This is a genomic window from Clostridium massiliamazoniense (assembly GCF_001403635.1).
Taxonomy (GTDB): Bacteria; Bacillota; Clostridia; order Clostridiales; family Clostridiaceae; genus Sarcina; species Sarcina massiliamazoniense.
In genome coordinates this window covers 1,457,501-1,479,242 of sequence record NZ_LN879468.1, presented here as the reverse complement: position 1 = coordinate 1,479,242, position 21,742 = coordinate 1,457,501, and the positions used below count along the sequence as shown (strand labels likewise).

General features: G+C 28.2%; 18 protein-coding genes and 13 tRNA genes. 24 read left to right on the top strand and 7 right to left on the bottom strand.

Annotated elements, in window-relative coordinates:
• Nucleotides 1-495 precede the first annotated feature (495 nt).
• The gene (gene pcrA / locus ARA19_RS13885) at nucleotides 496-2,811 is read left to right on the top strand and encodes a DNA helicase PcrA (RefSeq protein ID WP_055071539.1); all 2,316 of its coding nucleotides are present in this window, start codon (nucleotides 496-498) and stop codon (nucleotides 2,809-2,811) included.
• Nucleotides 2,812-2,904: 93 nt separating this feature from the next.
• On the opposite strand, the gene ARA19_RS13880 is transcribed toward pcrA, so the two are convergent.
• Nucleotides 2,905-3,672 carry a YdcF family protein gene (locus tag ARA19_RS13880; RefSeq protein WP_055071538.1) on the bottom strand — a complete coding sequence of 256 codons (768 nt, stop codon included), beginning with the start codon at nucleotides 3,670-3,672 and terminating at the stop codon, nucleotides 2,905-2,907.
• 249 nt (nucleotides 3,673-3,921) lie between these two features.
• Between ARA19_RS13880 and ligA the strand changes: the two genes are divergently transcribed.
• Nucleotides 3,922-5,907, top strand: a complete 1,986-nt coding sequence (gene ligA, locus ARA19_RS13875) for an NAD-dependent DNA ligase LigA (RefSeq protein ID WP_055071537.1) — start codon at nucleotides 3,922-3,924, stop codon at nucleotides 5,905-5,907.
• Nucleotides 5,908-6,010: 103 nt separating this feature from the next.
• Here ligA and ARA19_RS13870 read toward each other — a convergent pair whose 3' ends face one another.
• On the bottom strand, nucleotides 6,011-6,214 hold the full coding sequence (locus ARA19_RS13870) for a hypothetical protein (RefSeq protein WP_207643344.1): 204 nt from the start codon (nucleotides 6,212-6,214) through the stop codon (nucleotides 6,011-6,013).
• A gap of 185 nt (nucleotides 6,215-6,399) precedes the next feature.
• Between ARA19_RS13870 and ARA19_RS13865 the strand changes: the two genes are divergently transcribed.
• Complete coding sequence (locus ARA19_RS13865; RefSeq protein ID WP_055071535.1) at nucleotides 6,400-7,899, top strand: ABC transporter substrate-binding protein; 1,500 nt, start codon at nucleotides 6,400-6,402, stop codon at nucleotides 7,897-7,899.
• Nucleotides 7,900-8,052: 153 nt separating this feature from the next.
• On the opposite strand, the gene ARA19_RS13860 is transcribed toward ARA19_RS13865, so the two are convergent.
• On the bottom strand, nucleotides 8,053-9,726 hold the full coding sequence (locus ARA19_RS13860; RefSeq protein ID WP_055071534.1) for a hypothetical protein: 1,674 nt from the start codon (nucleotides 9,724-9,726) through the stop codon (nucleotides 8,053-8,055).
• Between the two features lie 237 nt (nucleotides 9,727-9,963).
• Here ARA19_RS13860 and rph point away from each other — a divergent pair, with 237 nt between their 5' ends.
• The 16 genes from rph (at nucleotide 9,964) to ARA19_RS13780 (ending at nucleotide 13,295) form a co-directional block, all read left to right on the top strand.
• Nucleotides 9,964-10,710 carry a ribonuclease PH gene (rph, locus tag ARA19_RS13855; RefSeq protein ID WP_055071533.1) on the top strand — a complete coding sequence of 249 codons (747 nt, stop codon included), beginning with the start codon at nucleotides 9,964-9,966 and terminating at the stop codon, nucleotides 10,708-10,710.
• A gap of 1 nt (nucleotide 10,711) precedes the next feature.
• Entirely contained in the window at nucleotides 10,712-11,323 is a 612-nt protein-coding gene (locus ARA19_RS13850; protein WP_055071532.1) for an XTP/dITP diphosphatase, read from the top strand.
• Nucleotides 11,324-11,422: 99 nt separating this feature from the next.
• Nucleotides 11,423-11,893, top strand: coding sequence for a metallophosphoesterase (locus ARA19_RS13845; protein WP_055071531.1), 471 nt, complete (start codon nucleotides 11,423-11,425; stop codon nucleotides 11,891-11,893).
• A 174-nt stretch (nucleotides 11,894-12,067) separates the two neighbouring features.
• Nucleotides 12,068-12,143: transfer RNA gene (locus tag ARA19_RS13840), tRNA-Pro, on the top strand.
• A 13-nt stretch (nucleotides 12,144-12,156) separates the two neighbouring features.
• Nucleotides 12,157-12,230: transfer RNA gene (locus ARA19_RS13835), tRNA-Gly, on the top strand.
• A gap of 73 nt (nucleotides 12,231-12,303) precedes the next feature.
• Nucleotides 12,304-12,380, top strand: a tRNA-Arg gene (locus ARA19_RS13830).
• Nucleotides 12,381-12,383: 3 nt separating this feature from the next.
• Nucleotides 12,384-12,459 (top strand) — tRNA-Pro (locus tag ARA19_RS13825).
• A gap of 13 nt (nucleotides 12,460-12,472) precedes the next feature.
• Nucleotides 12,473-12,546, top strand: a tRNA-Gly gene (locus ARA19_RS13820).
• Nucleotides 12,547-12,578: 32 nt separating this feature from the next.
• A tRNA-Arg gene (locus ARA19_RS13815) sits at nucleotides 12,579-12,655 on the top strand.
• A gap of 4 nt (nucleotides 12,656-12,659) precedes the next feature.
• A tRNA-His gene (locus ARA19_RS13810) sits at nucleotides 12,660-12,735 on the top strand.
• Between the two features lie 3 nt (nucleotides 12,736-12,738).
• Nucleotides 12,739-12,813 (top strand) — tRNA-Gln (locus tag ARA19_RS13805).
• A 3-nt stretch (nucleotides 12,814-12,816) separates the two neighbouring features.
• Nucleotides 12,817-12,892, top strand: a tRNA-Lys gene (locus tag ARA19_RS13800).
• Nucleotides 12,893-12,911: 19 nt separating this feature from the next.
• Nucleotides 12,912-12,995 (top strand) — tRNA-Leu (locus tag ARA19_RS13795).
• Nucleotides 12,996-13,000: 5 nt separating this feature from the next.
• Nucleotides 13,001-13,075: transfer RNA gene (locus tag ARA19_RS13790), tRNA-Gly, on the top strand.
• A gap of 4 nt (nucleotides 13,076-13,079) precedes the next feature.
• Nucleotides 13,080-13,153, top strand: a tRNA-Gly gene (locus tag ARA19_RS13785).
• A 65-nt stretch (nucleotides 13,154-13,218) separates the two neighbouring features.
• Nucleotides 13,219-13,295: transfer RNA gene (locus ARA19_RS13780), tRNA-Arg, on the top strand.
• A gap of 215 nt (nucleotides 13,296-13,510) precedes the next feature.
• On the opposite strand, the gene ARA19_RS13775 is transcribed toward ARA19_RS13780, so the two are convergent.
• On the bottom strand, nucleotides 13,511-14,596 hold the full coding sequence (locus ARA19_RS13775) for an amidohydrolase family protein (RefSeq protein WP_055071530.1): 1,086 nt from the start codon (nucleotides 14,594-14,596) through the stop codon (nucleotides 13,511-13,513).
• Between the two features lie 42 nt (nucleotides 14,597-14,638).
• Nucleotides 14,639-14,941 (bottom strand): DUF2316 family protein, encoded by a 303-nt coding sequence (locus tag ARA19_RS13770; RefSeq protein ID WP_055071529.1) that lies wholly within the window; start codon nucleotides 14,939-14,941, stop codon nucleotides 14,639-14,641.
• A gap of 323 nt (nucleotides 14,942-15,264) precedes the next feature.
• Here ARA19_RS13770 and ARA19_RS17895 point away from each other — a divergent pair, with 323 nt between their 5' ends.
• Entirely contained in the window at nucleotides 15,265-15,453 is a 189-nt protein-coding gene (locus ARA19_RS17895; RefSeq protein ID WP_147574401.1) for a hypothetical protein, read from the top strand.
• A gap of 327 nt (nucleotides 15,454-15,780) precedes the next feature.
• Here the strand turns inward: ARA19_RS17895 and ARA19_RS13760 are convergent, their stop codons facing one another.
• Nucleotides 15,781-16,410: a cytochrome c oxidase assembly factor Coa1 family protein gene (locus ARA19_RS13760; RefSeq protein ID WP_055071527.1), complete on the bottom strand. Its 630-nt coding sequence runs from the start codon at nucleotides 16,408-16,410 to the stop codon at nucleotides 15,781-15,783.
• 503 nt (nucleotides 16,411-16,913) lie between these two features.
• Here ARA19_RS13760 and ARA19_RS13755 point away from each other — a divergent pair.
• Nucleotides 16,914-17,819 (top strand): alpha/beta hydrolase, encoded by a 906-nt coding sequence (locus ARA19_RS13755; RefSeq protein ID WP_055071526.1) that lies wholly within the window; start codon nucleotides 16,914-16,916, stop codon nucleotides 17,817-17,819.
• A 54-nt stretch (nucleotides 17,820-17,873) separates the two neighbouring features.
• Here ARA19_RS13755 and ARA19_RS13750 read toward each other — a convergent pair whose 3' ends face one another.
• The gene (locus tag ARA19_RS13750; protein WP_055071525.1) at nucleotides 17,874-18,374 is read right to left on the bottom strand and encodes a hypothetical protein; all 501 of its coding nucleotides are present in this window, start codon (nucleotides 18,372-18,374) and stop codon (nucleotides 17,874-17,876) included.
• Nucleotides 18,375-18,657: 283 nt separating this feature from the next.
• On the opposite strand from ARA19_RS13750, the gene ARA19_RS13745 reads away from it, so the two are divergent.
• The 3 genes from ARA19_RS13745 (at nucleotide 18,658) to ARA19_RS13735 (ending at nucleotide 21,701) form a co-directional block, all read left to right on the top strand.
• Nucleotides 18,658-19,899, top strand: a complete 1,242-nt coding sequence (locus tag ARA19_RS13745; RefSeq protein ID WP_055071524.1) for a hypothetical protein — start codon at nucleotides 18,658-18,660, stop codon at nucleotides 19,897-19,899.
• Nucleotides 19,900-20,056: 157 nt separating this feature from the next.
• Nucleotides 20,057-20,692, top strand: coding sequence for a DUF47 domain-containing protein (locus ARA19_RS13740; protein ID WP_055071523.1), 636 nt, complete (start codon nucleotides 20,057-20,059; stop codon nucleotides 20,690-20,692).
• Nucleotides 20,685-21,701 (top strand): inorganic phosphate transporter, encoded by a 1,017-nt coding sequence (locus tag ARA19_RS13735; protein ID WP_055071522.1) that lies wholly within the window; start codon nucleotides 20,685-20,687, stop codon nucleotides 21,699-21,701. Before ARA19_RS13740 ends, ARA19_RS13735 begins: the two co-directional genes overlap by 8 nt.
• Nucleotides 21,702-21,742 lie beyond the last annotated feature (41 nt).

The following is a 21,742-nucleotide window of genomic DNA, read 5'->3' as shown; positions in this document are numbered from 1 at the left end:
AAAACATATATTTTACAATAAAATGGTGAAAATTACTTGAAATTGTAAATCTTTTCTACTATAATGATTTATGCAAGGATAAATAAAAGGATTAAATAGCCCCCTTTTTATTTATTGCTTATTGCTAAAGGCGTAACCTGGCCCCAAGGGTTACGTCTTTTTATTATATAAAGAAGACTTAAAATAAAGTAAAGCTGATGAAAATATATCTACTTTAAGAGAAGATTTCTAAGCTTTCATAGGATTTATACTAATAGAAATTATAGTTTTTATTATTAATGGCTTTAAAGTAGTATAATATTAAAATAGATATGTATAAATATTTTTAAATATTAAAACTTATATTAAATTGATATAATATAGATATATTTAATTTTGTAATAGTGGTGAAGTGATAGATAAGAAGTTATCTTGAGATGTATGGCTGTTTATCTCCACCTTATAAAAATTTGGAATATTACAGACCTAGTCATCAGATAGAGGAGGAGTGAAGTGATGGATTTAAAAAAATTATTAAATAAAGAACAATACGAAGCAGCAACAACTATAGATGGGCAAGTACTTATACTTGCAGGAGCTGGTTCAGGAAAAACAAGAGTTTTAACTCATAGAATAGCCTATATGTTAGAAGAAAAGGATATAAATCCATACAACATACTAGCAATAACTTTTACAAATAAAGCAGCGGCAGAAATGAGAGAAAGAGTTAAAGCTTTAGTTGGAGAGCAAGCAGATAGAATGTGGATATCAACATTCCACTCATCATGTGTAAGAATATTAAGAAGAGAAATAGAGAAATTAGGGTATAAAAAAGACTTTACTATATATGATTCATCAGATCAAAAGACTTTGGTTAAACATGTAATGAAAGAACTAGAAATAAATGAAAAAGATATATCAGAAAATGAAATATTAGGTTCTATAGGAAAAGCTAAAGATAATCTACAAAGCCCATCAGCATATATGAGAGAATGTGAAGGAAACTATAGAAAAGAAAAAGTAGCTAGAGCCTATGAATTATATCAAAAGAAGTTAAAAAATAATAATGCTTTAGATTTCGATGATTTAATATTTAAAACAGTAGAATTATTTAAAAATCATGATGATGTATTAGATTTTTATCAAGGAAAATTCAAGTACATAATGATAGACGAGTATCAGGACACTAACAAAGCTCAGTATGAATTTGCTAAATTATTAGCAGGAAAATACAAAAATATATGCGTGGTAGGGGATGATGACCAGTGTATATATGCATGGAGAGGTGCTGATATAAGAAATATCTTAGACTTTGAGAAGGACTATCCAAATGCAAAGGTTGTAAAACTTGAGCAAAACTATAGATCAAAGGGAAATATTTTAGAAGCAGCTAATAAAGTTATAAAAAACAATGCAGAAAGAAAATCAAAGGTTTTAAGAACTGAGCAAGAGGCTGGAAATAAAGTTTCTATTTATAGAGCTTATTCAGATAAGATGGAAGCAGCTTTTGTTGCAAGTGAAATTAAAAAGCTTAGAGAAGATAGTAAATGGGATTATAAAGATTTTGCTATTTTATATAGAACTAATGCTCAATCACGTACCTTTGAGGAAAGTTTTAGAAGAGCATCTATTCCTTATAGAATTTTTGGAGGACTTAAATTCTACGATAGAAAGGAAATTAAAGATATTCTTGCTTACTTAAGAGTTATATTAAATCCTCAAGATGACATAAGTTTAAGAAGAATTATAAATGTTCCTAAAAGAAGTATAGGAGATGCCACTGTAGAAAAGTTACAGGATTTTGCTAACTCACAGGAAATGAGCCTTTATGATGCATTATTAGAAGCGGAGTATGTACCAGGTTTAACAGCAAGAAGTAAGAATCCACTTATGAAGTTTGCTGAAATTATGGAAGATATAATGAATGAAGCAGAACAAATGAAAGTTTCAGAGCTTATAGAGTATGTTTTAGACAAAACAGGATATATGCAAGCTTTAAAGGATTCTAAGTTAATTGAAGATGAAAGTAGAATAGAAAACTTAGAGGAATTAGTTTCAGATGCTGTTGATTTTGAAAAGAATAGAGAGCTTGAAATAAAATCAGGAGAAGTAACTTTTGAAGATGGTTCAGCTTTAAGTTCTTATTTAGAAAAAGTAGCATTGGTTCAAGATACTGATAATATAGATTCAGAAAACAATTATGTAATGATGATGACTGTTCATAGCTCAAAGGGGTTAGAGTTCCCTGTTGTATATATGGTTGGTATGGAAAATGGAATTTTCCCAAGTGCTATATGCTTTGATAAGGATGATCAAATGGAAGAAGCAAGAAGACTTTGCTATGTTGGTATAACTAGAGCTGAAGAAAAATTATATATGACTTCAGCAGAAACAAGAATGGTATTTGGTAAAACTTTGGCTTATCCACAATCAGATTTTATTCAAGAGATTCCAGCAGAGCTAAAAGAATATGTTGGTGGTGGTAGAACTATGCAAAGTAGTAGTTCACTAGGTGGAACATCTACAAATAGTAGAGTGTTTTCAAATACTACTGGATATAATAGCAATCCACATGGATTAAGAGCTAATACACATACTATGACTAAGAGTGAAGCAAATAAAATAATAGGAAATATAATAAATAGTACTAATGCAGGAAAGCTTACAAAGGAAGAAGCTAAAGCAGGTAAAAAAATTAAGCATAGTAAATTTGGAGTAGGTACAATAATTTCAGTTTCACCATCAGGTGATGATTGTAAACTAACAATAGCTTTTGATAATCAAGGAATTAAACAACTAATGCTTAGTAAAGCTCCACTTGAATTACTTTAAAAAGATATAGTTAAGATAGTTCATAAATTGAAATTTAAAAAATAATAAAGCTGTCTATAAAGAGTTATTTATTTCTTTATAAACAGCTTTTCTTTATTTAAAATCTGCTTTGATTATTCTTAATAAATCAACAATAGTTGCAGGATATTCTCTTATTGCATAGTTAAGTGCGAATCTAAATGGAGCTCTAACTCCTATAACATCAGCATTTACTCCTAATAATTTACTTACTATTTGAACTCTAAAAACATTAAAAGCACTAGTTATTATAACAACCTTTTCTTTAGAAGCATGATGTTCCTCTAATATTTTTTTACTAAATTCAATATTTTCAACTGTTGTTTTAGATTTGTTATCTTCTAAAATTCTATTTGGACTTATGCCATGTTCCACAAGATAATTTTTCATTGCTGTTGCTTCTGGAATTATTTCTTCAGGACCTTGCCCACCAGAAACTATTATTTTTGAATTCTTATGGCTATTTAAATATTCTATAGTAGTATTTACCCTTTCTTCTAATATATTTCCGACATGGGTTCCATTAAGACCAGCTCCTAAAACAATAGAGTAATTAGTAGTTGGTGCAGTAACTGGACTTTTAACATTGATAATATCAGAAAATACAAAAGCCTCAAAAATAATAAATGATATTATAAAACAACCTACAAAAAATTGATATAGAATACTTATAATTTTTATTGCTTTGCTTTTACAGGTTCTAGATGTAATAAAACTTATAAATAAACCATAAAGTATAGTTATAATTCCAAGTGCAAAGAATTCGCTATCACCAGCTCCAATTAATCGTATTATTATAGTAATTAAAAATAATGCTATAAATATTTTTATGTGTTTCTTCATGATGTCCCCTTATCTTAACGTAAAATTATATTTTTAGGTATTATGTTTATTAAAAATTATAAAGATAATATCTCATAAATTATACTATTATTTCATTACAAAAAAATTAAGTTGTTATTGTTAGGAATAAATTAAAATAGCTATATAACTTTAAGAGAAATAGAAAAAAATTATTACTATAGGGCATGGGAAAAGGTTATAATATTAAAAGTAGTATTTAAATTAGTTAAGTTAAAAGAGGTGTTTTTTGTGAAGGATAGGATAGAGAGACTTATTGAGGAATTAAATAGATATTCTTATGAGTATTATGTTTTAGGGGAATCTACTGTTACTGACAAAGATTATGATAAAAAATATGATGAATTAGTTGCTTTAGAGAAGGAAAGTGGTATTTTATTACCTTATTCACCAACACAAAGAGTAGGGGATGGAGTACTTCCAGAGTTTAAAAAATATACTCATAAAGCTAGGTTATGGAGTTTAGGAAAAGCTCAAACTATGCAGGAAATAGAGGACTGGCATAATAGAAATATTAAATTTATAAATGAATATAATAGAACAGCGGAAATACCTCTTCCAGCACCTAAGTATATAGTTACTAAAAAGTTTGATGGATTAACAGTAAATTTATCTTATGATGAAAATGGAATACTTGTTACAGGGGCAACAAGAGGAACAGGTATTGTTGGAGAAGATATAACAGCTCAAGCTAAAACAATAAGATCAATTCCATTAAAAATAAATTCTAAGGATTTCTTAGAAATACATGGAGAGGCTATTATGACTACAGAAGCTTTTGAAAAGTATAATAGCACAGCAGATGTTCCATTGAAAAACCTTAGAAATGGTGCAGCGGGAGCTTTAAGAAATTTAAATATAGCTGAAACTGCTAGGAGAGGATTATCAGCATTCTTTTATGATATTGGGTATAAGGAAGGAAAGCCTTTTGAAACCTATAGAGAAATGTTAGATTTCATAAAAGAAATGGGATTCCCAATGGATAGTTACATAAAGGAATGCAACACTTTAGATGATATAGCTAAGGAAATAGAGTATATAGAAAAAATAAGATTTGATTTAAATTATGATATAGATGGTTTAGTTATAGCTATTGATGACATGAGAACAAGAGAACTTATGGGCTATACAGTAAAAGCACCTAAGTGGGCAATTGCTTATAAATTTGAAGCACAAGAAACTACAACAAGATTAATAGATGTTGAGTGGAATGTAGGAAGAAGTGGAAGAGTTGCTCCAACAGCTATATTGGAACCAGTTGAACTAGCAGGGGTTACTGTGAAGAGAGCTACACTTAATAATATGGATGATATAGCTAGAAAAGGTGTTAAGTTAAATGCAGAGGTTTTTGTAAGAAGAAGTAATGATGTTATTCCAGAGATTATGGGAGTTGTGGAAGAGAGTCTTAAGGATGCTGTAGAAATAGAAGCACCAACAGTGTGTCCAGCTTGTGGAGCACATTTAGTTCAAGATGGTGTTCATATATTCTGTGAAAATACTTTAAGTTGTAAACCACAGATGGTTAAGACTATAGTTCATTATTCCTCAAGAGAGGCTATGAATATAGAAGGATTCTCAGAGAAAACAGCTGAGCAATTATTTGAGAAATTAGAAATAAAGTCAATATCAGATTTATATAAATTAGAATATGAAAAGTTACTAACATTAGAGAAATTTGGACCTAAAAAGGCTCAAAATCTATTGGATGCCATAGAAAAAAGTAAAGAGTGTACATTGCCAGCATTTATATATGCTCTTGCAATACCAAATGTAGGGGTAAAAACTTCAAAGGATATTGTTAAAAAGTTTAAAAACATAGAGAATATTAAAAATGCAACCTTTGAAGAATTAATAGAAATTCCTGATGTGGGAGATATAGTAGCTAAGTGCGTAATGGACTTCTTTAAGGAAGAAAGAGTACTAAAGACTATAGAAGAATTATTAGAGCTTGGAGTAAATCCATTCTATGAAGAGCAAGAAATAAAGGAAAGCCCATTCCAAGGAAAAACAGTGGTAGCTACAGGAAGTCTTGAAAATTATTCAAGAAGTTCAATAAAAGAAAAATTAGAAAGTTTAGGTGCAAAGGTAGCAGGAAGTGTAAGTAAAAAAACAGATTATGTACTTGCTGGAGCTGATGCAGGATCTAAATATAATAAGGCTGTGGAATTAGGAATTAAAATAATTACAGAGCAGGAATTTGAAGATATGATTAAATAAGAAAAAGGAGTATCTAAAGTGAGATTTTCACTTAGGGATACTCCTTTAAAATTTATTATGTACTAGTTTTAGATATAGTAAATCTAAAAATTTATTATAATTATTATTCTTCTTTGGTAGATGGAATATTATTTACTTCAGTATTTTCTTCATTAATAGTTTCTTTATTATTTTTAATTTGAAGTTCATTATTTAATGCTAATCTATTTTCTATTTTTTCAAGTATATAATTTCTATACTTTAATTGTCTATAGCATTTATTAAAAATAACAAATCCCCAAATACCTATGAAAATAAACGTAATCATAAATATTATTGAGATTATCAGAACAGCTAAAACCATGAACTACCTCCAGTTTATTTAATTATTAAAGAAATTATAGCATTACCATTATTTTATGTAAATAAACTGAATTTTATTTTATAAAGAGTTTTAAAATTTAAAGTATATGTCAATAATTTTAAATAATAATTATTAGGAGAATTAGTGATATGTATAAAAAGAGAGTTAGAAGATTTAAATTAATTAATTTATTTTTCTTAATACTAGTATTAACTTTTATTTTTATGGGATGTTTTGAAATTAAGAAAGATGTAAGTACCGTTGCAAAGAAACCTAAAGAGGATTTTTTAACAGTAATTTCAGAAATTCCAACTACTTTGGATAATACTGAAAAAGGTAATGAAGCTGAAAATTTAATTGTGTCTTTATTTGAGGGATTAGTTGAAATTACAGATAATAATAAAATTGGACCTGCCTTAAGTAAGGGGTGGAGAATAAGCAATAATGGTTTAGATTATGAGTTTCTTTTAAGGGATGATATTAAGTGGAGTAATGGGGAACAAATAACTGCAAAGGATTTTGAAAAATTTTTTGAAGCTATATTATCAAAGAATAATAATACTAGTTGTGATGAACTTTATTCTATTTATGGAGCAGAAGATTATAAAAAAGGCGCAAGTAGTTTTTCTAATGTTGCTATAGAAGCTATTTCAGATAATATATTAAAAATAAAATTAAATGAAAAAGATGATAATTTTTTAAAAAACTTAACAAAGGCAAAGTTTAGATTGAGAAATTTAGAAGAACCTTTAGGGAATTATAAAAATGAATTTCAAAGAATAAGTTATACAGGAGCCTATATTATAGAACACATAGGAGAAGATGGCTCTATTTTATTAAGTGAAAATAAAAATTATAAATTAGATAGGTTAAATAATAAGAGTATTAAATTTATAGATGGTGGAACTAATGAAGAAAATCTAGCACAATATACTTTAGGAAATGTAGACATTTTATATAATCCATCAATAAAAACATTTAAAAGTGAGAGTATTAAAAATAATATAGAAATGAGTAAAAGTAATAATATTAATTTTATGATTATAAATAGTAATTATGGTATTACTCAATATTTAGATTTTAGAAAAGGTATTGTAGCAGCTTTAAATTACAGTTTAATGGATAGTTATATAATTAAAAATAACTTAGGATATTTAGATTTTAAAGAAATTACAATGGAAGAAGTAGAAAAAAATAAATTAATGGAATCTATGATTATTAAGGAAAATAGCAAAGACTTAAAAGCTATAGGAGAAAAGAGAGCTAAGGAATTCTTCTCCACTATAGGTGGAAATATTAATAAAGAAATTAAAATTATAGGAGAAGACAAATTTGAAACTAATGAGCTGTGTAAATTTATAAATGATGAATTAAAAAAGTACTCCATAAATACAAAAGTAAGTTTACAACCAAAAGAAAAATTACAGGAAGAATTAATGAAAAAAGAATTTAATATATATATAGAATCTGTAAATATGGATAAAGAAGAAATGAAAACTTATATAGAACCTTTAGAAGAGGTCCTCGAAAAAGGATATAATTTATTTTCTCTATATAGAAATTATGATATATGGGGCAAGTCAGATAAAGTAAAAAAATTATATATAGATAGTAATAATAATATAATATTTAAAAATATAAGTATTTAGTTAAATGAAAAAAAGGGATTCACTTACGTAAAGAAGCTCTTTATTTTTTCACGAAACTATTGTTCAAAAATAAAGAGCTTTTAGTACTAGTTCAATGGTCACAGCATTTTGTACCTATATAGCTATCTAGGCAGACGAAAAATACATTTATACTTAATTTAAATCATCAGAATCCATAGTATCATCATTATCAATATCGTCATCTAAAAAATTATTTATAATATCACTAGAGTTAGTAGTACTATCAAATTCATTAATTTCTATAAAATCATTAAGAGTTGAATTATCATCAGTTAAGGTAATATCATCAGAACCTCTAAGTCGATTTAAGTTGCTATTAGCTATTTCACTAACAGTAGCTTTAGTTTCTTGAGTCTCAGTACCTTCAATAGGTGTAACAAGTGCAACAGGCTTAACAGCCTTAAGTGGAAAAATAAATTTAATATAATCATCATGAAACATTTCTATTAATACGTTAAAGATAAACATATTATTAAAACTTTCAAAGCTTGTTTTTGAGGAAGAAGAAAATGCTTTTTTCTTTTTAGAGTAGCTTTGGTTTTTCACAAATATAGGTGCTAAAGCAGTTAAACTAGGAGTAGGAATATCAATACACTTGAACATTGAATCTTCTAATAAGTCTTCAGAGCGCATTGAAAAGTTTTTATACCGTTCTGCAGAATCAATAGATGGTGATTCTGGAAAACTAGTTAATATAGAAGAATTTAGTATAGAGTTTTTATAATATTGACATATTATGCTTTCTAGTTGTGAGTCATTTTCTATATCTCTGTCATATATCATTAAATCAACTAAATATAAAATAAGTTCTATATTATAATATTTAATTTCTTTTTTGTCTCCAGGCTTTGTAAAAATAGACATATCACTATTAAATATATTTTTAAAAGATTTACATATATCAATAAAGCTTTCTTTAAATAATGATATAGATGTATTTTTATAACAAAGATATGAGTTAAGAGCTATTAGAGCTGTAGTGGAAATATCTTTACTATTAATTCCAAGTTCAAGATGTTTTGATAATATAAAGTCACATAAGTCTATTAAAAGTTCTTTACATTTATCATTTTTAGAATATTTATACATTAGATTTAGAGCATAAGTTAAATGACAGCAGTCCTCTAAATCAGATTCATAGATTTTATCTTTAAAGTAATCGAACATATCCAATATTTCTAGAGAAAACTCTTTAAAATTATTTTTATCTTCACTATCATCACAATTAAGAGCATATAAATAATAGGCAATCATCATATATCCTTGTTCAGCAAAGGAAATCTTAGAGGTTTTATCTACTAATTCAGGATAACTACTATTAGTAGTGGAAGCATTTTTTTTACATATAAAAAATCCTTCGTTATTTCTTAAATTTTTATAATAGAAGTCTAATTGAATTTTGCATATTTTTTTATATGTTTTTGATAAATTAAAAAGAGTGTTATCTATGTTCTTAAATTTCTCATAATAAGCTGAAAGTTTTATTAAGGATAATGTTAGTAATGCATTTGAGCTAATATCAATTTCTTTTTTGAAAGTTGATTCATCCCAACATTTAGAACTTTGTGATAAATAAATTACAGGTTTTGCTTTCTTATAAAGAGATAGTAGTGGAGTAAATTCTTTTAATTTATTATAGTCATCTTTACTAAAGTTTTTCTTTAATACTTTTTGAGAAATTGGAACTCCACACTTAGATTCTAATAATATATGTTTTAATGATTCACGACTTAAAAAAAGAAGTTGGCATTGAATTTCTTCTAAAGACATTGAATTAATTCTAAAGAAAGAACCTATATATTTCAAACTAGTCACCTCATAAAATAATTCTATAATATAATATGAAATAAATTATCAAATATTACCATTAAAAAGGTTATGGTGAAAAAATACTACATTGATAAATATAGTAATAAATCATATACTAGTAATATATTTCTAATTATTGTATTAAATTATAATTAGTTCCTTATATATAGAAAGTAAGTAAATAAATTTTTAGATAAACTAGGGTATTTAAATGAAAAAGAGGGTGAATTTATCATGAGATTAAATAATAGAAAAGTAGATCAAGTTAGGCCTGTTAAAATAACAAGAAATTTTACTAAGTATGCTGAAGGGTCTGTTTTAATAGAGGTTGGAAATACAAAGGTTATATGCACAGCTTCCATTGAAGATAGAGTTCCTGCTTTTTTAAAAGGGAAAGGTGAAGGCTGGATTACAGCAGAATATAATATGTTACCAAGAAGTACTCAAAATAGAAAGCAAAGAGATATAAGTAAACTAAAAGTAGATGGAAGAAGCATGGAGATTCAAAGAATAATAGGAAGGTCATTACGTTCTATTGTTGATTTGAAGGCTTTAGGAGAGAAAACAATTTGGATAGATTGTGATGTAATTCAAGCAGATGGAGGAACACGAACAACATCAATTACAGGAGCTTTTATAGCTTTAGTTGATGCCATAAATAAAATTCACAAAAGAAAAAATTTCTCAGTTTATCCAATAAGAAACTTTGTTACAGCTATAAGTGTAGGTATAGTTAATAGTGAAGTACTTGTTGATTTATGTTATGAAGAAGATTCAAAAGCATCAGTTGATATGAATATTGTAATGACTGATGAGGGAGAGTTCATAGAAATACAAGGAACTGGAGAGGAAAAACCTTTTTCACGAGAGATGTTAAATGAATTATTGATTTATGCTGAAAAAGGATGCAAACAAATGATTGAAATAGAAAAAAATTGCTTGAAGATGGATGCTTTAAGAATTGGAACAGGAGAGAATTAAAATGAAAAAACTAATAGTAGCAAGTAATAATAAAAAAAAGATTGAGGAAATTAAAAGTGTATTAAATGAAGTAGACTTAGAGGTAAGGTCATTAAAAGAAGAGGGAATAGATATAGATGTTGTTGAAGATGGTTTAACTTTTGGAGCTAATTCAAGAAAAAAAGCTGTTGAAATAAAAGAGTACCTTTTAAAGAATGGAAAAAATGATTTTATTGTTCTTGCTGACGATTCAGGATTAGAAGTTGATTATTTAAATGGAGAACCAGGAGTATTTTCAGCTAGATATAGTGGTACACATGGAGATGATGATGCAAATAACAAGAAGCTGTTAGAAAAATTAAAAAACGTTAAATGGGAAGACCGTAAAGCTAAATTTGTATGTGTAATAACATTAATCAATGATTTAGGTAAAGAGATAGCGGTAAGAGGTGAAGTTGAAGGAATAATAACAGAAAAGGAAAGTGGAAAGGCAGGATTTGGTTACGATCCTTTATTCTTTATAGAAGAATATAATAAAACATTTTCTGAAATGACAGGTGAAGAAAAAAATAAGATAAGTCATAGAGGAAAAGCTCTAGAAAAAATAAAATCAGAAATAGATAAATTAATATAAAAAGAAAATTTTTGATTATAGGTAAAATTCCAATGAAGCTTTAACTCTATGTAAATTAAAAGTCTTAGTTTATTTTATTGAAATACGGAGGATTATAAAATGATAATAGCAGTTGTTAGTGACACACATTATAATACTAGTGTGTTAGATAGGATATTAAGTGAAGTAAAAGATGCTAATATGATTTTTCATTTAGGTGATAATGTTAAAGATGCTTTATATTTAGCTAAAAACTTTCAGGGAGAAGTTCATTATGTCAAAGGTAATTGTGATATAGGAGTTCCTGCACTAGATGATAAGATTGTTGAAGTAGAAGGGAAAAGATTCTTTTTGACACATGGACATAATTATGGAGTTAAATATGATTTAAATAATTTATATTTTAAAGCAAGAGAATTAAATGTAGATGTAGCACTATATGGTCATAGTCATATAAAACAAATTGAAAGAGTAGAAAATTTATATATAATGAATCCAGGAAGTGCATCTTTACCAAGAGATGGTAGTAAATCTATAGGAATAATAGAGATAAAAAACAATGATATTAACATAAAAATAAGAAAATTATAAAAAAATATATTCTATAAATGGCTTAAAATAAGGGGTTAACAGAAGTTAACTCTTTTTTTTGAAAAAAATTTTAAAAAAACTATTGACCAAGTAGATAGTATAGTGTAGAATAACTATTGTCGTCGAGAGCGAAACAAATAAAAAACGAATTCGACAACAACACTTAATGTTTATCGGGGTGTGGCGCAGATGGGAGCGCGCGTGCTTTGGGAGCATGAGGTCGCAGGTTCAAGCCCTGTCACCCCGACCATTTTAAACATTATGCGGGTGTAGTTCAATGGTAGAACACCAGCCTTCCAAGCTGGATACCTGGGTTCGATTCCCAGTACCCGCTCCAAAAAAACTTCTTGACATAAACTTAGAAGTTTGATAGAATAACTAAGGTGTTCGAGAGAACAACTGAAAAATGTGTATCTTTAGCTCAGCTGGATAGAGCAACGCCCTTCTAAGGCGTGGGTCTGGGGTTCGAATCCCTAAAGGTACACCATATCGGGGTGTGGCGCAGATGGGAGCGCGCGTGCTTTGGGAGCATGAGGTCGCAGGTTCAAGCCCTGTCACCCCGACCATTTTAAATATTATGCGGGTGTAGTTCAATGGTAGAACACCAGCCTTCCAAGCTGGATACCCGGGTTCGATTCCCGGTACCCGCTCCATAAAACTCAAAGAAGAGTATAAAATATAACGTGTATCTTTAGCTCAGCTGGATAGAGCAACGCCCTTCTAAGGCGTGGGTCTGGGGTTCGAATCCCTAAAGGTACACCATATGGTGAACGTAGTTCAGTTGGTAGAGCGCCAGGTTGTGGCTCTGGTTGTCGCGAGTTCGAGTCTCGTCGTTCACCCCATATTGGGATATCGCCAAGCGGTAAGGCAACGCACTTTGACTGCGTCATGCGCAGGTTCGAATCCTGCTATCCCAGCCAAATGGTTCACTAGCTCAGTCGGTAGAGCACATGACTTTTAATCATGGTGTCCGGGGTTCGATTCCCCGGTGAGCCACCAATTTAATAACTTTTATGATGCAGATGTGGCGAAATTGGCAGACGCACTAGACTTAGGATCTAGCGCCCTAGGCGTATGGGTTCGACTCCCTTCATCTGCACCAGTTCTGCGGGAGTGGCTCAATGGTAGAGCGTCACCTTGCCAAGGTGAATGTTGCGGGTTCGAGTCCCGTCTCTCGCTCCAATATGCGGGTGTAGTTCAATGGTAGAACACCAGCCTTCCAAGCTGGATACCCGGGTTCGATTCCCGGTACCCGCTCCAACAAGAGATGACTTTTTGTTATCTCTTTTTTTTTCTAAAGTTTTTAAAATGAAAATTTTACCTATACACCTATAGCTCAGCTGGATAGAGTGGTGGACTTCGAATCCAAAGGTCGTGAGTTCGAATCTCACTAGGTGTACCATAAAATACCGAAAACACTAAGTTTAAAATTAATAAACTTAGTGTTTTTCTATTAAAATACAACAAGGTGAAATTATTTTAAGTTTCATAGGTTTGAATTCACCATTTCTATAATTGATTCTTTCAAAATCTTCATTATCTAAACTTATACAAATCTATATAGAGTCTCAAAAAGCCACTTAATATGACTCTTTTTATTATATATTCTTTAAATTTTTATTTGATTTTTTTTCCTGATATCCATATAGATTTTATATTTTGAGATACCTCAATATCTACTGTTGGATCACCTTCAATTATAACTAAATCTGCTTTTTTTCCAATTTCAATACTTCCACGATCTGATAATTGAAGAAATTTTGCTGGTATAATAGTTGCACTATTAAGTGCTTCTATAGGGGAGAATCCAGTTTTAACTAGTAATTTTAATTCATCATGAAGTGATTTGCCGTGTGGTAGTGTGAAAAATGACCCTTCAGCACTATTAGCATCAGTTCCTGCTGCAATATGAACACCTGCTTTTTTTAGCTCTTTAACGGTTAATTCTACATTTTGAAAACTCATATTTTTATGAGTACTTATTTTTTTATTAGAATTAATAACTCCTTCCATCATGATCATAGTTGGTATTACAATAATACCTTTATTAGCAATAGTTTTAGCTAAAGAAGAGGAAATTACTTGTTCAACTGGGGTATGGGAAATTACATCTACATCAGAGGCAACTGCAAGTTCGTATGCGTATATACTTGTAGCATGGCAGTGTACTTTTTTATTTCTTTTATGACTTTCTTCAACTAATATTTTTACGATTTCTGGAGTTAAAGCAGCTGAGCCCATTATTTTTGGATCTTCAAGTATTATTTTTATATAATCAGCATCAAAAGATATTTGTTCTTCAATAAAATTAATTGCTTGCTCTTTTGTTGTTATAGCTGATGATTCTGGAAACCCCATTTTAGATATTTGTATACTACCTTTACCTGAAGCAGGATAATAACAACTTCTAACATCTGTTAAATTAGTTTTGTTTTTAAGGCTATTAACTAAATTAGGTGAATTGGTAGCCATATCTAACATTGTAGTTATTCCCCAGTTTGACGCATTTTCAAGATCTTTAATACTACTAAGATGAATATGAGAATCAATGAGACCTGGAATCAGGGTGTTAAATTGTCCATCTATTACAATTCCATCAGTTATTTTATCTGAAATTAATCCATCTTTTATATAAATAGTCTTTACTTCTGAAAGCTTATTTCCATCAAATACTCTAATATTTTTTATTATAGTGTTATTCATTATATATCTCCTTATAAATTTTTATTCTTAAGTAGTTAATGATTACCTAAGAATTTTTCCTTCATCAATTTTTATACTATCTAAAAACCAATAATTATGATAGTCTCCTATTAATACTGAAAATGGAATAGGAGTTTTATTTAAGTTTTTAATTTTATTATTCAAATAATTTTTTAAAATCCAAGGATTTTCAATAGAAGTTGTATTTAAGTCGATAATATTTTTAAGTGTAGAGACATCAGTGTGCAAGTCTAATGCAATTTGAGTTAATGAAAGTCCCGAAAGTTTTATATTTTTTTGAAATTCTTCTCGTGTATTTTTTATTTGCTCTTTTGTTAAAGACATTAAAACACCTCTTTCATCATTATAATTATATTTGTTATTTTGAAAGTATTAATTAAATTATATACTATTTTAAGAATTAAAAATGAATTTTTTATGTAAAATAAGTATGTTTTTAGATGTGAATAAAGAATAGATTTATACCCCTTGTACCTTATTATTCTTTATTACACCTTAAATATAATTTTTTTATATATTATAATAAAAATAAGAATTGCATGCTTTTGTGTTTTTAAATAAGTTAAATGATAATTAAAACATAAAAACGGTTTAATATATATATTTTTTACATAATATAAGGAAAAGAAGTGTTTTTTATTTCAAAAATGTTAGTAATTTTCATCGGAGCATTTATATTTTTAGTAGGATGGTACAGTGTTGCTATAATAGGATCATTATTTATAAGTAAAAATATTGATTTAGTTTTTAAACATATTATATTAAGATTTATAACTCAATATTTTATAATAGCTTTTCATTCAAGTATTATTCTACTTATAACTATAAAAACTTAAAGTAGAGCTATATCAAGTGCTTTTAGCATTATATGTAGATTTTTATATACCTTAATTATAATTAATGGGAAAATTTTTTTTAGTTATATTACAGATAGTACTGCTTGGGGACAATCTCCTAACTATTTACTAATTTTTAGTTTGATTACAATAAATTTAATAATGTGTATAGTAAGTTATATATCTTTTTTTTTATTTTTAATAATTTCTGGATTTATAGTTGGAAGTATAATAACATCAGAATATAATCTTAAAGTTAAAAATTGAATTTTATTAGGCTACATTTTTTAATAAATGTAGCCTTTTAGTGTTTTATTAAATTTTAGTTTATAATGATTTTATTTTTTCATTTAATTGAATATCTAAGTCTGATTTATTAACAGAGATATTAGATATATTTAATCCTTTAATCTCTTGAGGATTAATTGTTATATCACCATTACTTTTATCAACATGGATATAATCATTACTTCTTAACTTATCAAATATTAAGCTTTTAGGTATAGATAAGAATCCAATTTTACCACCATCATAATGAAGGACAGCAGATCCATTTTCTGGCTTAACACTGAAATCAATTTTAGCTTGTGATGGAATGTTGTTTAATTTACCTGTTACATAAACAACTAATTTATTGTTATTATCTGTTGCAACCTTTAATCCAGTAATATATTTAGTTGCAGTTGGTGATTTAGAAACTGCATAGGCTGCTAAGTTTGTAAGTTCACTTGAGTTAAGTTTAACATTTGATGTAGCACTTACTCCATCCTTGCTTAATTTAATATCTGATGGAATAAACTTTTTAGCAATAGCTACTGTGTTAACTTGTACTGTTCCATTTACAGGGGTTGTCTCTACCTTAGGTCTAAATGATACGAAATAAACTCCGACAATTATAATAATTAATATTATAATTATAGATATTAGACCTATTAATATTTTTTTGCCTTTTCCCATTATAAGCACCTCATTAAAATTTTCATTTGTTACATAATTTAGTATAAAGGTGATTTTTAGAGAATACAATTACTTTTTGAATACAGTTTTCTTTATAAATTATTAAAATTACTTTTAAAGTACTATGAAGTACTGCATTAGTTGGATTTAAAATATCTTATTTTTAAATCGCATTAGTGGAGAAAAAATTACCTAATTTATATGCTTAAATCGTTAAACCATTTGTATGATGGCATTGAAATCTGAATTTCAATAATATATATAAGTTTTTTAGTTAATATACAAAATAAAAGAAATGAGTATTAATACTCTGATGTTGAAATCTGGTTATTGAAGGAACTCTCTTTATGATTTAATATAATATACATAAGAGTAATAAACTACTTGAGGGTATTTATCTTTTATAATTATATAAAGGATATTAAAAAGAACTCAGAAATGATGATTCTAAAATTAAAAAGCAATTTAAAAAATATATTCATATAGAGAGGATGTATATAAAAATGATGAAATCAGTAAAATTTAAACATAATAATATTGATATGGCTGGAAATCTTTATTTACCAGAAGGAATGGATGAAAGTAGAAAATATCCTGCTATTGTATGTGTACACCCAGGTGGTGGAGTAAAAGAACAAACATCTGGATTATATGCTGAAAATCTTTCAAAACAAGGATTTATAACATTAGCATTTGATGCATCTTACCAAGGCGAAAGTGGAGGAGAACCTCGTTTATTAGAAGATCCTTCAGAAAGAGTAGAAGATGTACATTGCGCCGTAGATTACCTTACAACATTACCTTATGTTGATGTAGATAACATTGGAGTTTTAGGTATATGTGCTGGTGGTGGATATGCAATTAATGCATCACAAAGTAACCATAGAATTAAAGCTGTAGCAGGAATTAGTTCAGTTGATGTTGGAGGATTATTTAGAGCTCAAGGAAAAGAGGCTTCTTTAGCAACAATTCAAGCAGCTAATACTCAAAGAACAGCTGAAGCTAATGGTGCAGAATTACAATACATTCCATGGGTACCAAATTCATTAGAAGAAATTGATGAAAATACAACTACTTTAATGAGAGAAGCTTACGATTATTACAGAACATCAAGAGCACAACATCCAAATTCAACAAATCGTTTCTTATTTAGAAGTGTTGAAAAAATTCTAACTTTCTCAGCTTTTAGTAATCTTGACACATTATTAACTCAACCATTACTAATAATTGCTGGAGCAGAAGCAGATACCTTAATGTTTAGTGAAGAAGCATATGAAAAAGCGGCATCTGAGGATAAGGAATTATTCTTAATAGAAGGAGCAACACATGTTGATATGTATGATATACCTAAATATGTAAATCCAGCTCTTGAAAAACTTACTATATTCTTTAATAAAAATCTTAAGTAATAAAACATTAAAAAAGCACTAGGTCTATAAATTTAAGCCTAGTGTTTTTTAATGTTATCTTCTTTTATTATGTCTATTTTCTCTAAATTGTTCCATTATGCTTGGTTCTCTGTAAATAGCTATAAGACTTCTTCCTGCATATTGAAAACCTAATAAAAGAACTATTAAAAGAGCTCCTTTTGTTAATAAAGCATAGGATGTATGCATTAAAGAAAATCTAAAAACTTCTCTTAAAGACAATCCTAATAATATAAAAATAGCAGAAATTATACCTCCCTTTTGATATAGAATTCCATCTTCTTTTCTATAAAACTTTATAAAGAATCCAGAAATCATTCCTATAATTAAGAAGAGAATACATAAACCTGCTAATACAGGTATGTAGTTATTTAAATTTCCATGTAAATTTTCTAAATCATTATAACCTATGAATATAAAAATTATAGGGGCAATGATATATGACCTTCCCTTAACAGGTTTTTCTCTATATTGAGCATATAGTATATATACTATAGCAGCTAAAGCAATTAAAATGGGTGTATAGTTATTACTCATATTTTTCTCCTTTTGTTATTTAAGTTATTGTAAAGACTAGTATTTGTAATGTTTGTCTTAGCTTATGAATTTATTATATGAAAACTATAAGAGAAAAAATAGTTACTAAAGTAATATATAAAGTAATCATTTTTAGAACTAAGTAAAATATTAAATTCAGAGAATTTAAATTTACTAATACAAATAAAACTAATTGTTATTTGAAAGATAAATTTTGGATTAAATTCATTTTCATTGGGTAACTTAAATTATATGAATAAATTTAAAGGAGTTGGAATATTTTATGAATCCATTTGAAGAAAAACCTATGGACTTAGAATCTTCATTTCAAAGTTGGGGAGAATTATATCCTAAGAAATATAATACAGAGGAAGTAGATCCTTACACTAAAACACGTATAATTTTAATGAATGGTACAGAATTTGAAGCAAACTGGTTTGCGCATCAATTTTCAAGACATTGCCCAGATAATGATTTAAGAAGAGCCATAGCTGCAACTAGAAGAATTGAAAAACAACAACAAATGAAAATAAGTAATTTAAGACCTTTAAATGAATCCATTTTAGAAACAACAATAAGCTATGAACAATTAGCTGTAGATTTAACTTGTGCTTTAGCTAAGAGGGAAAAAGATGAATATGTAAAGGCATCTCTAGATTTTGCACTTCTTGAAGATTTTGACCATCTATATAGATATGCAGATTTATTAGAAATGGATGAAGGGGTTAAAGCTGAAAAACTTGTTGGACATTACACAGAAATAATGCCAGCAAGACCAACTATTGCTCATCATAGACATCCGCATGATACTATTGAAAGATTTGTTGATTTTAAGAGTGCAGATTTATTAACAAAATTAAATATAAATATAATAACAGCAGCAGAACAACAAACAATGAACTATTATATGAATGTAAGTTCGTTATATAAAAACGATATAGGAAGAAAATTGTATTTAGAAATTGGCTTAGTTGAAGAAGAACATGTTACTCAGTATGGAAGTCTTAAAGACACTAGATGTACATGGTTAGAAGAGTTATTAATGCACGATTATACTGAAGCATATCTTTATTATTCTTGTTATAAAACAGAAACTGATGAATATATTAAGAAAATATGGGAAGAAAGTTTTATGCAAGAGGTAGGTCATTTGCATAAGGCTGCAGAATTACTTAAAAAGTATGAAGGTAGAGAATGGCAAGAAGTTATACCAGATGGTACATTCCCTGAAATACTTGAATTAAAATCAAATAAGGATTATGTAAGAGAAGTAATAAAAACAGCAAATGTAACAGCTAACAAAGAAGATTATATAGATGTTTCAAAGTTAGATAAGGATTCAGATTTTTATAAATATCAAGAAAAGGTTAACCATAATCTTGATGAAGTTGTTAGCCATACTGTAATAGAAAAATACATAGATAAAAATGGTGAAGATTATAGATTCCAAGAAGGGGCACATCCAATAAAAGAACTTGATGATAGAAAACATGATAATACAGACGTAGGTAGAATAAAAAAATAGATTTTATTAAAAAAGTAGCTGTATTTAATATAAAAAATAATTTAAACACTGGGTTTATAGAAAACTGACCTAGTGTTTTTTCTTTTATATAAATATTGTATTTTTTTTATTAAAATACTCAAACTAAAATATATTAAAATTTTAGGAGTTGAATAATATGTTTAATGGAAATAGGAAAGAAGATAAGTTTTATGTAAAACTTAGAGAACAAGCTAGCAATATAGTAGAAGGAGCAAGGGTATTAAATCAATATATTAATGATATAGAAAATTCAACTATATATGTACAGCAAATAAAAGAAATAGAGAATAAAGGGGATAAAATAGTTCATTCTATTATAGAACTACTAAATAATAGTTTTGTTACTCCTATAGATAGAGAAGATATCTATATGGTTACTAAAAGAATGGATGACATAATAGATAATATAGAAACTATAGTTCATAGATTTGTTATGTTTAATATACTTTCATCAACTGAAGAATCAAAAATATTTATAAATTTAGTAATTAGAGCAACAGAGGAAATAGAAGTGCTTATGTCTTCTTTGTCATATATGAATAAGTCTAAAGAGGGAAAAATAATAAATGAAAAAATAATTGAAGTGAACAAAATAGAAAATGAAGGAGATTTATTTTTTAGAGAAGTAGTAGGCTCTCTATTTAGGAATAAAAATATTGAAGTTCTAGATGTGATTAAGTGGAAAGATATATATCAAGTATTTGAAAATACTCTAGATGCTTGTGAAAATGTTGCAAATATCATAGGAGGAGTGGTAACAAAGCATGCGTAGTACTTTAATATTAATGATAATTATAGTTATTCTTGCTTTAATATTTGATTTTACTAATGGATTTCATGATACTGCTACTGTTGTGGCAACAACAATAGCTACAAGAGCATTAAGTCCTAGAAAAGCAATAGCTATGTGTGCTATATTCAATTTCATAGGAGCTTTTACCAGCACAGCTGTTGCTAAAACAGTAGGAGATGGAATTGTAGACGGTACAAAAATGCCTCTTTGGATAATTGTATGTGTATTATTGGCATCTATAATATGGAATATGTTCACGTGGTATTTTGGAATTCCAACGAGTTCAACTGGAGCTATAATAGGAGCATTAGTAGGTGGAGCCATAGCAATGACAAATAACTTTAAAGAAGTTGGCTGGTGGACATTAATTAACAAATTTGTTATATGGATATTTTTATCTCCAATAATAGGTTTTACAGTAGGGTATATATTAATTTATATTTTAAAACTAGTATTTAAAAATGCAAATCCTAGAAGAACAAATAAGTTTTTTCAAAAATCTCAAATATTTTCAGGAGCCTTAATTGCTTTGAATCATGGTGCAAATGATTCTCAAAAATCTATGGGGATAATAACAATGTCTTTAGTAAGTGGGGGTTTTTTAGGTGCTTTTAATGTTCCTAATTGGGTTATATTTGCATGTGCTTCTGCTATGGGATTAGGAACTATGGGAGGAGGAAAAAGAATAATTAAGACTATGGGAAGTAAGGTCACTAAAATAGATGCTCTTGGTGGATTTGTGGCACAAATAGGGTCAGCTATTGTTTTAGCAGTTGCAACCAATCTTCATGCTCCTGTAAGTACAACACAAGTAATGGCAAGCTCAATTATGGGAACAGGATCTCAAAAAAGTTTTAAAAGGGTGAATTGGAGTGTTGCAAAAGATATGGGATTATCATGGGTAATAACTATACCATCAGCAGGAATACTATGTTATATACTTGTCCAAATAGGAAAACTTATAATATATATAAATGGAATATTTTAACGGAATTTATTTAATTAAATAATTAAAAAATATAGCTTTCT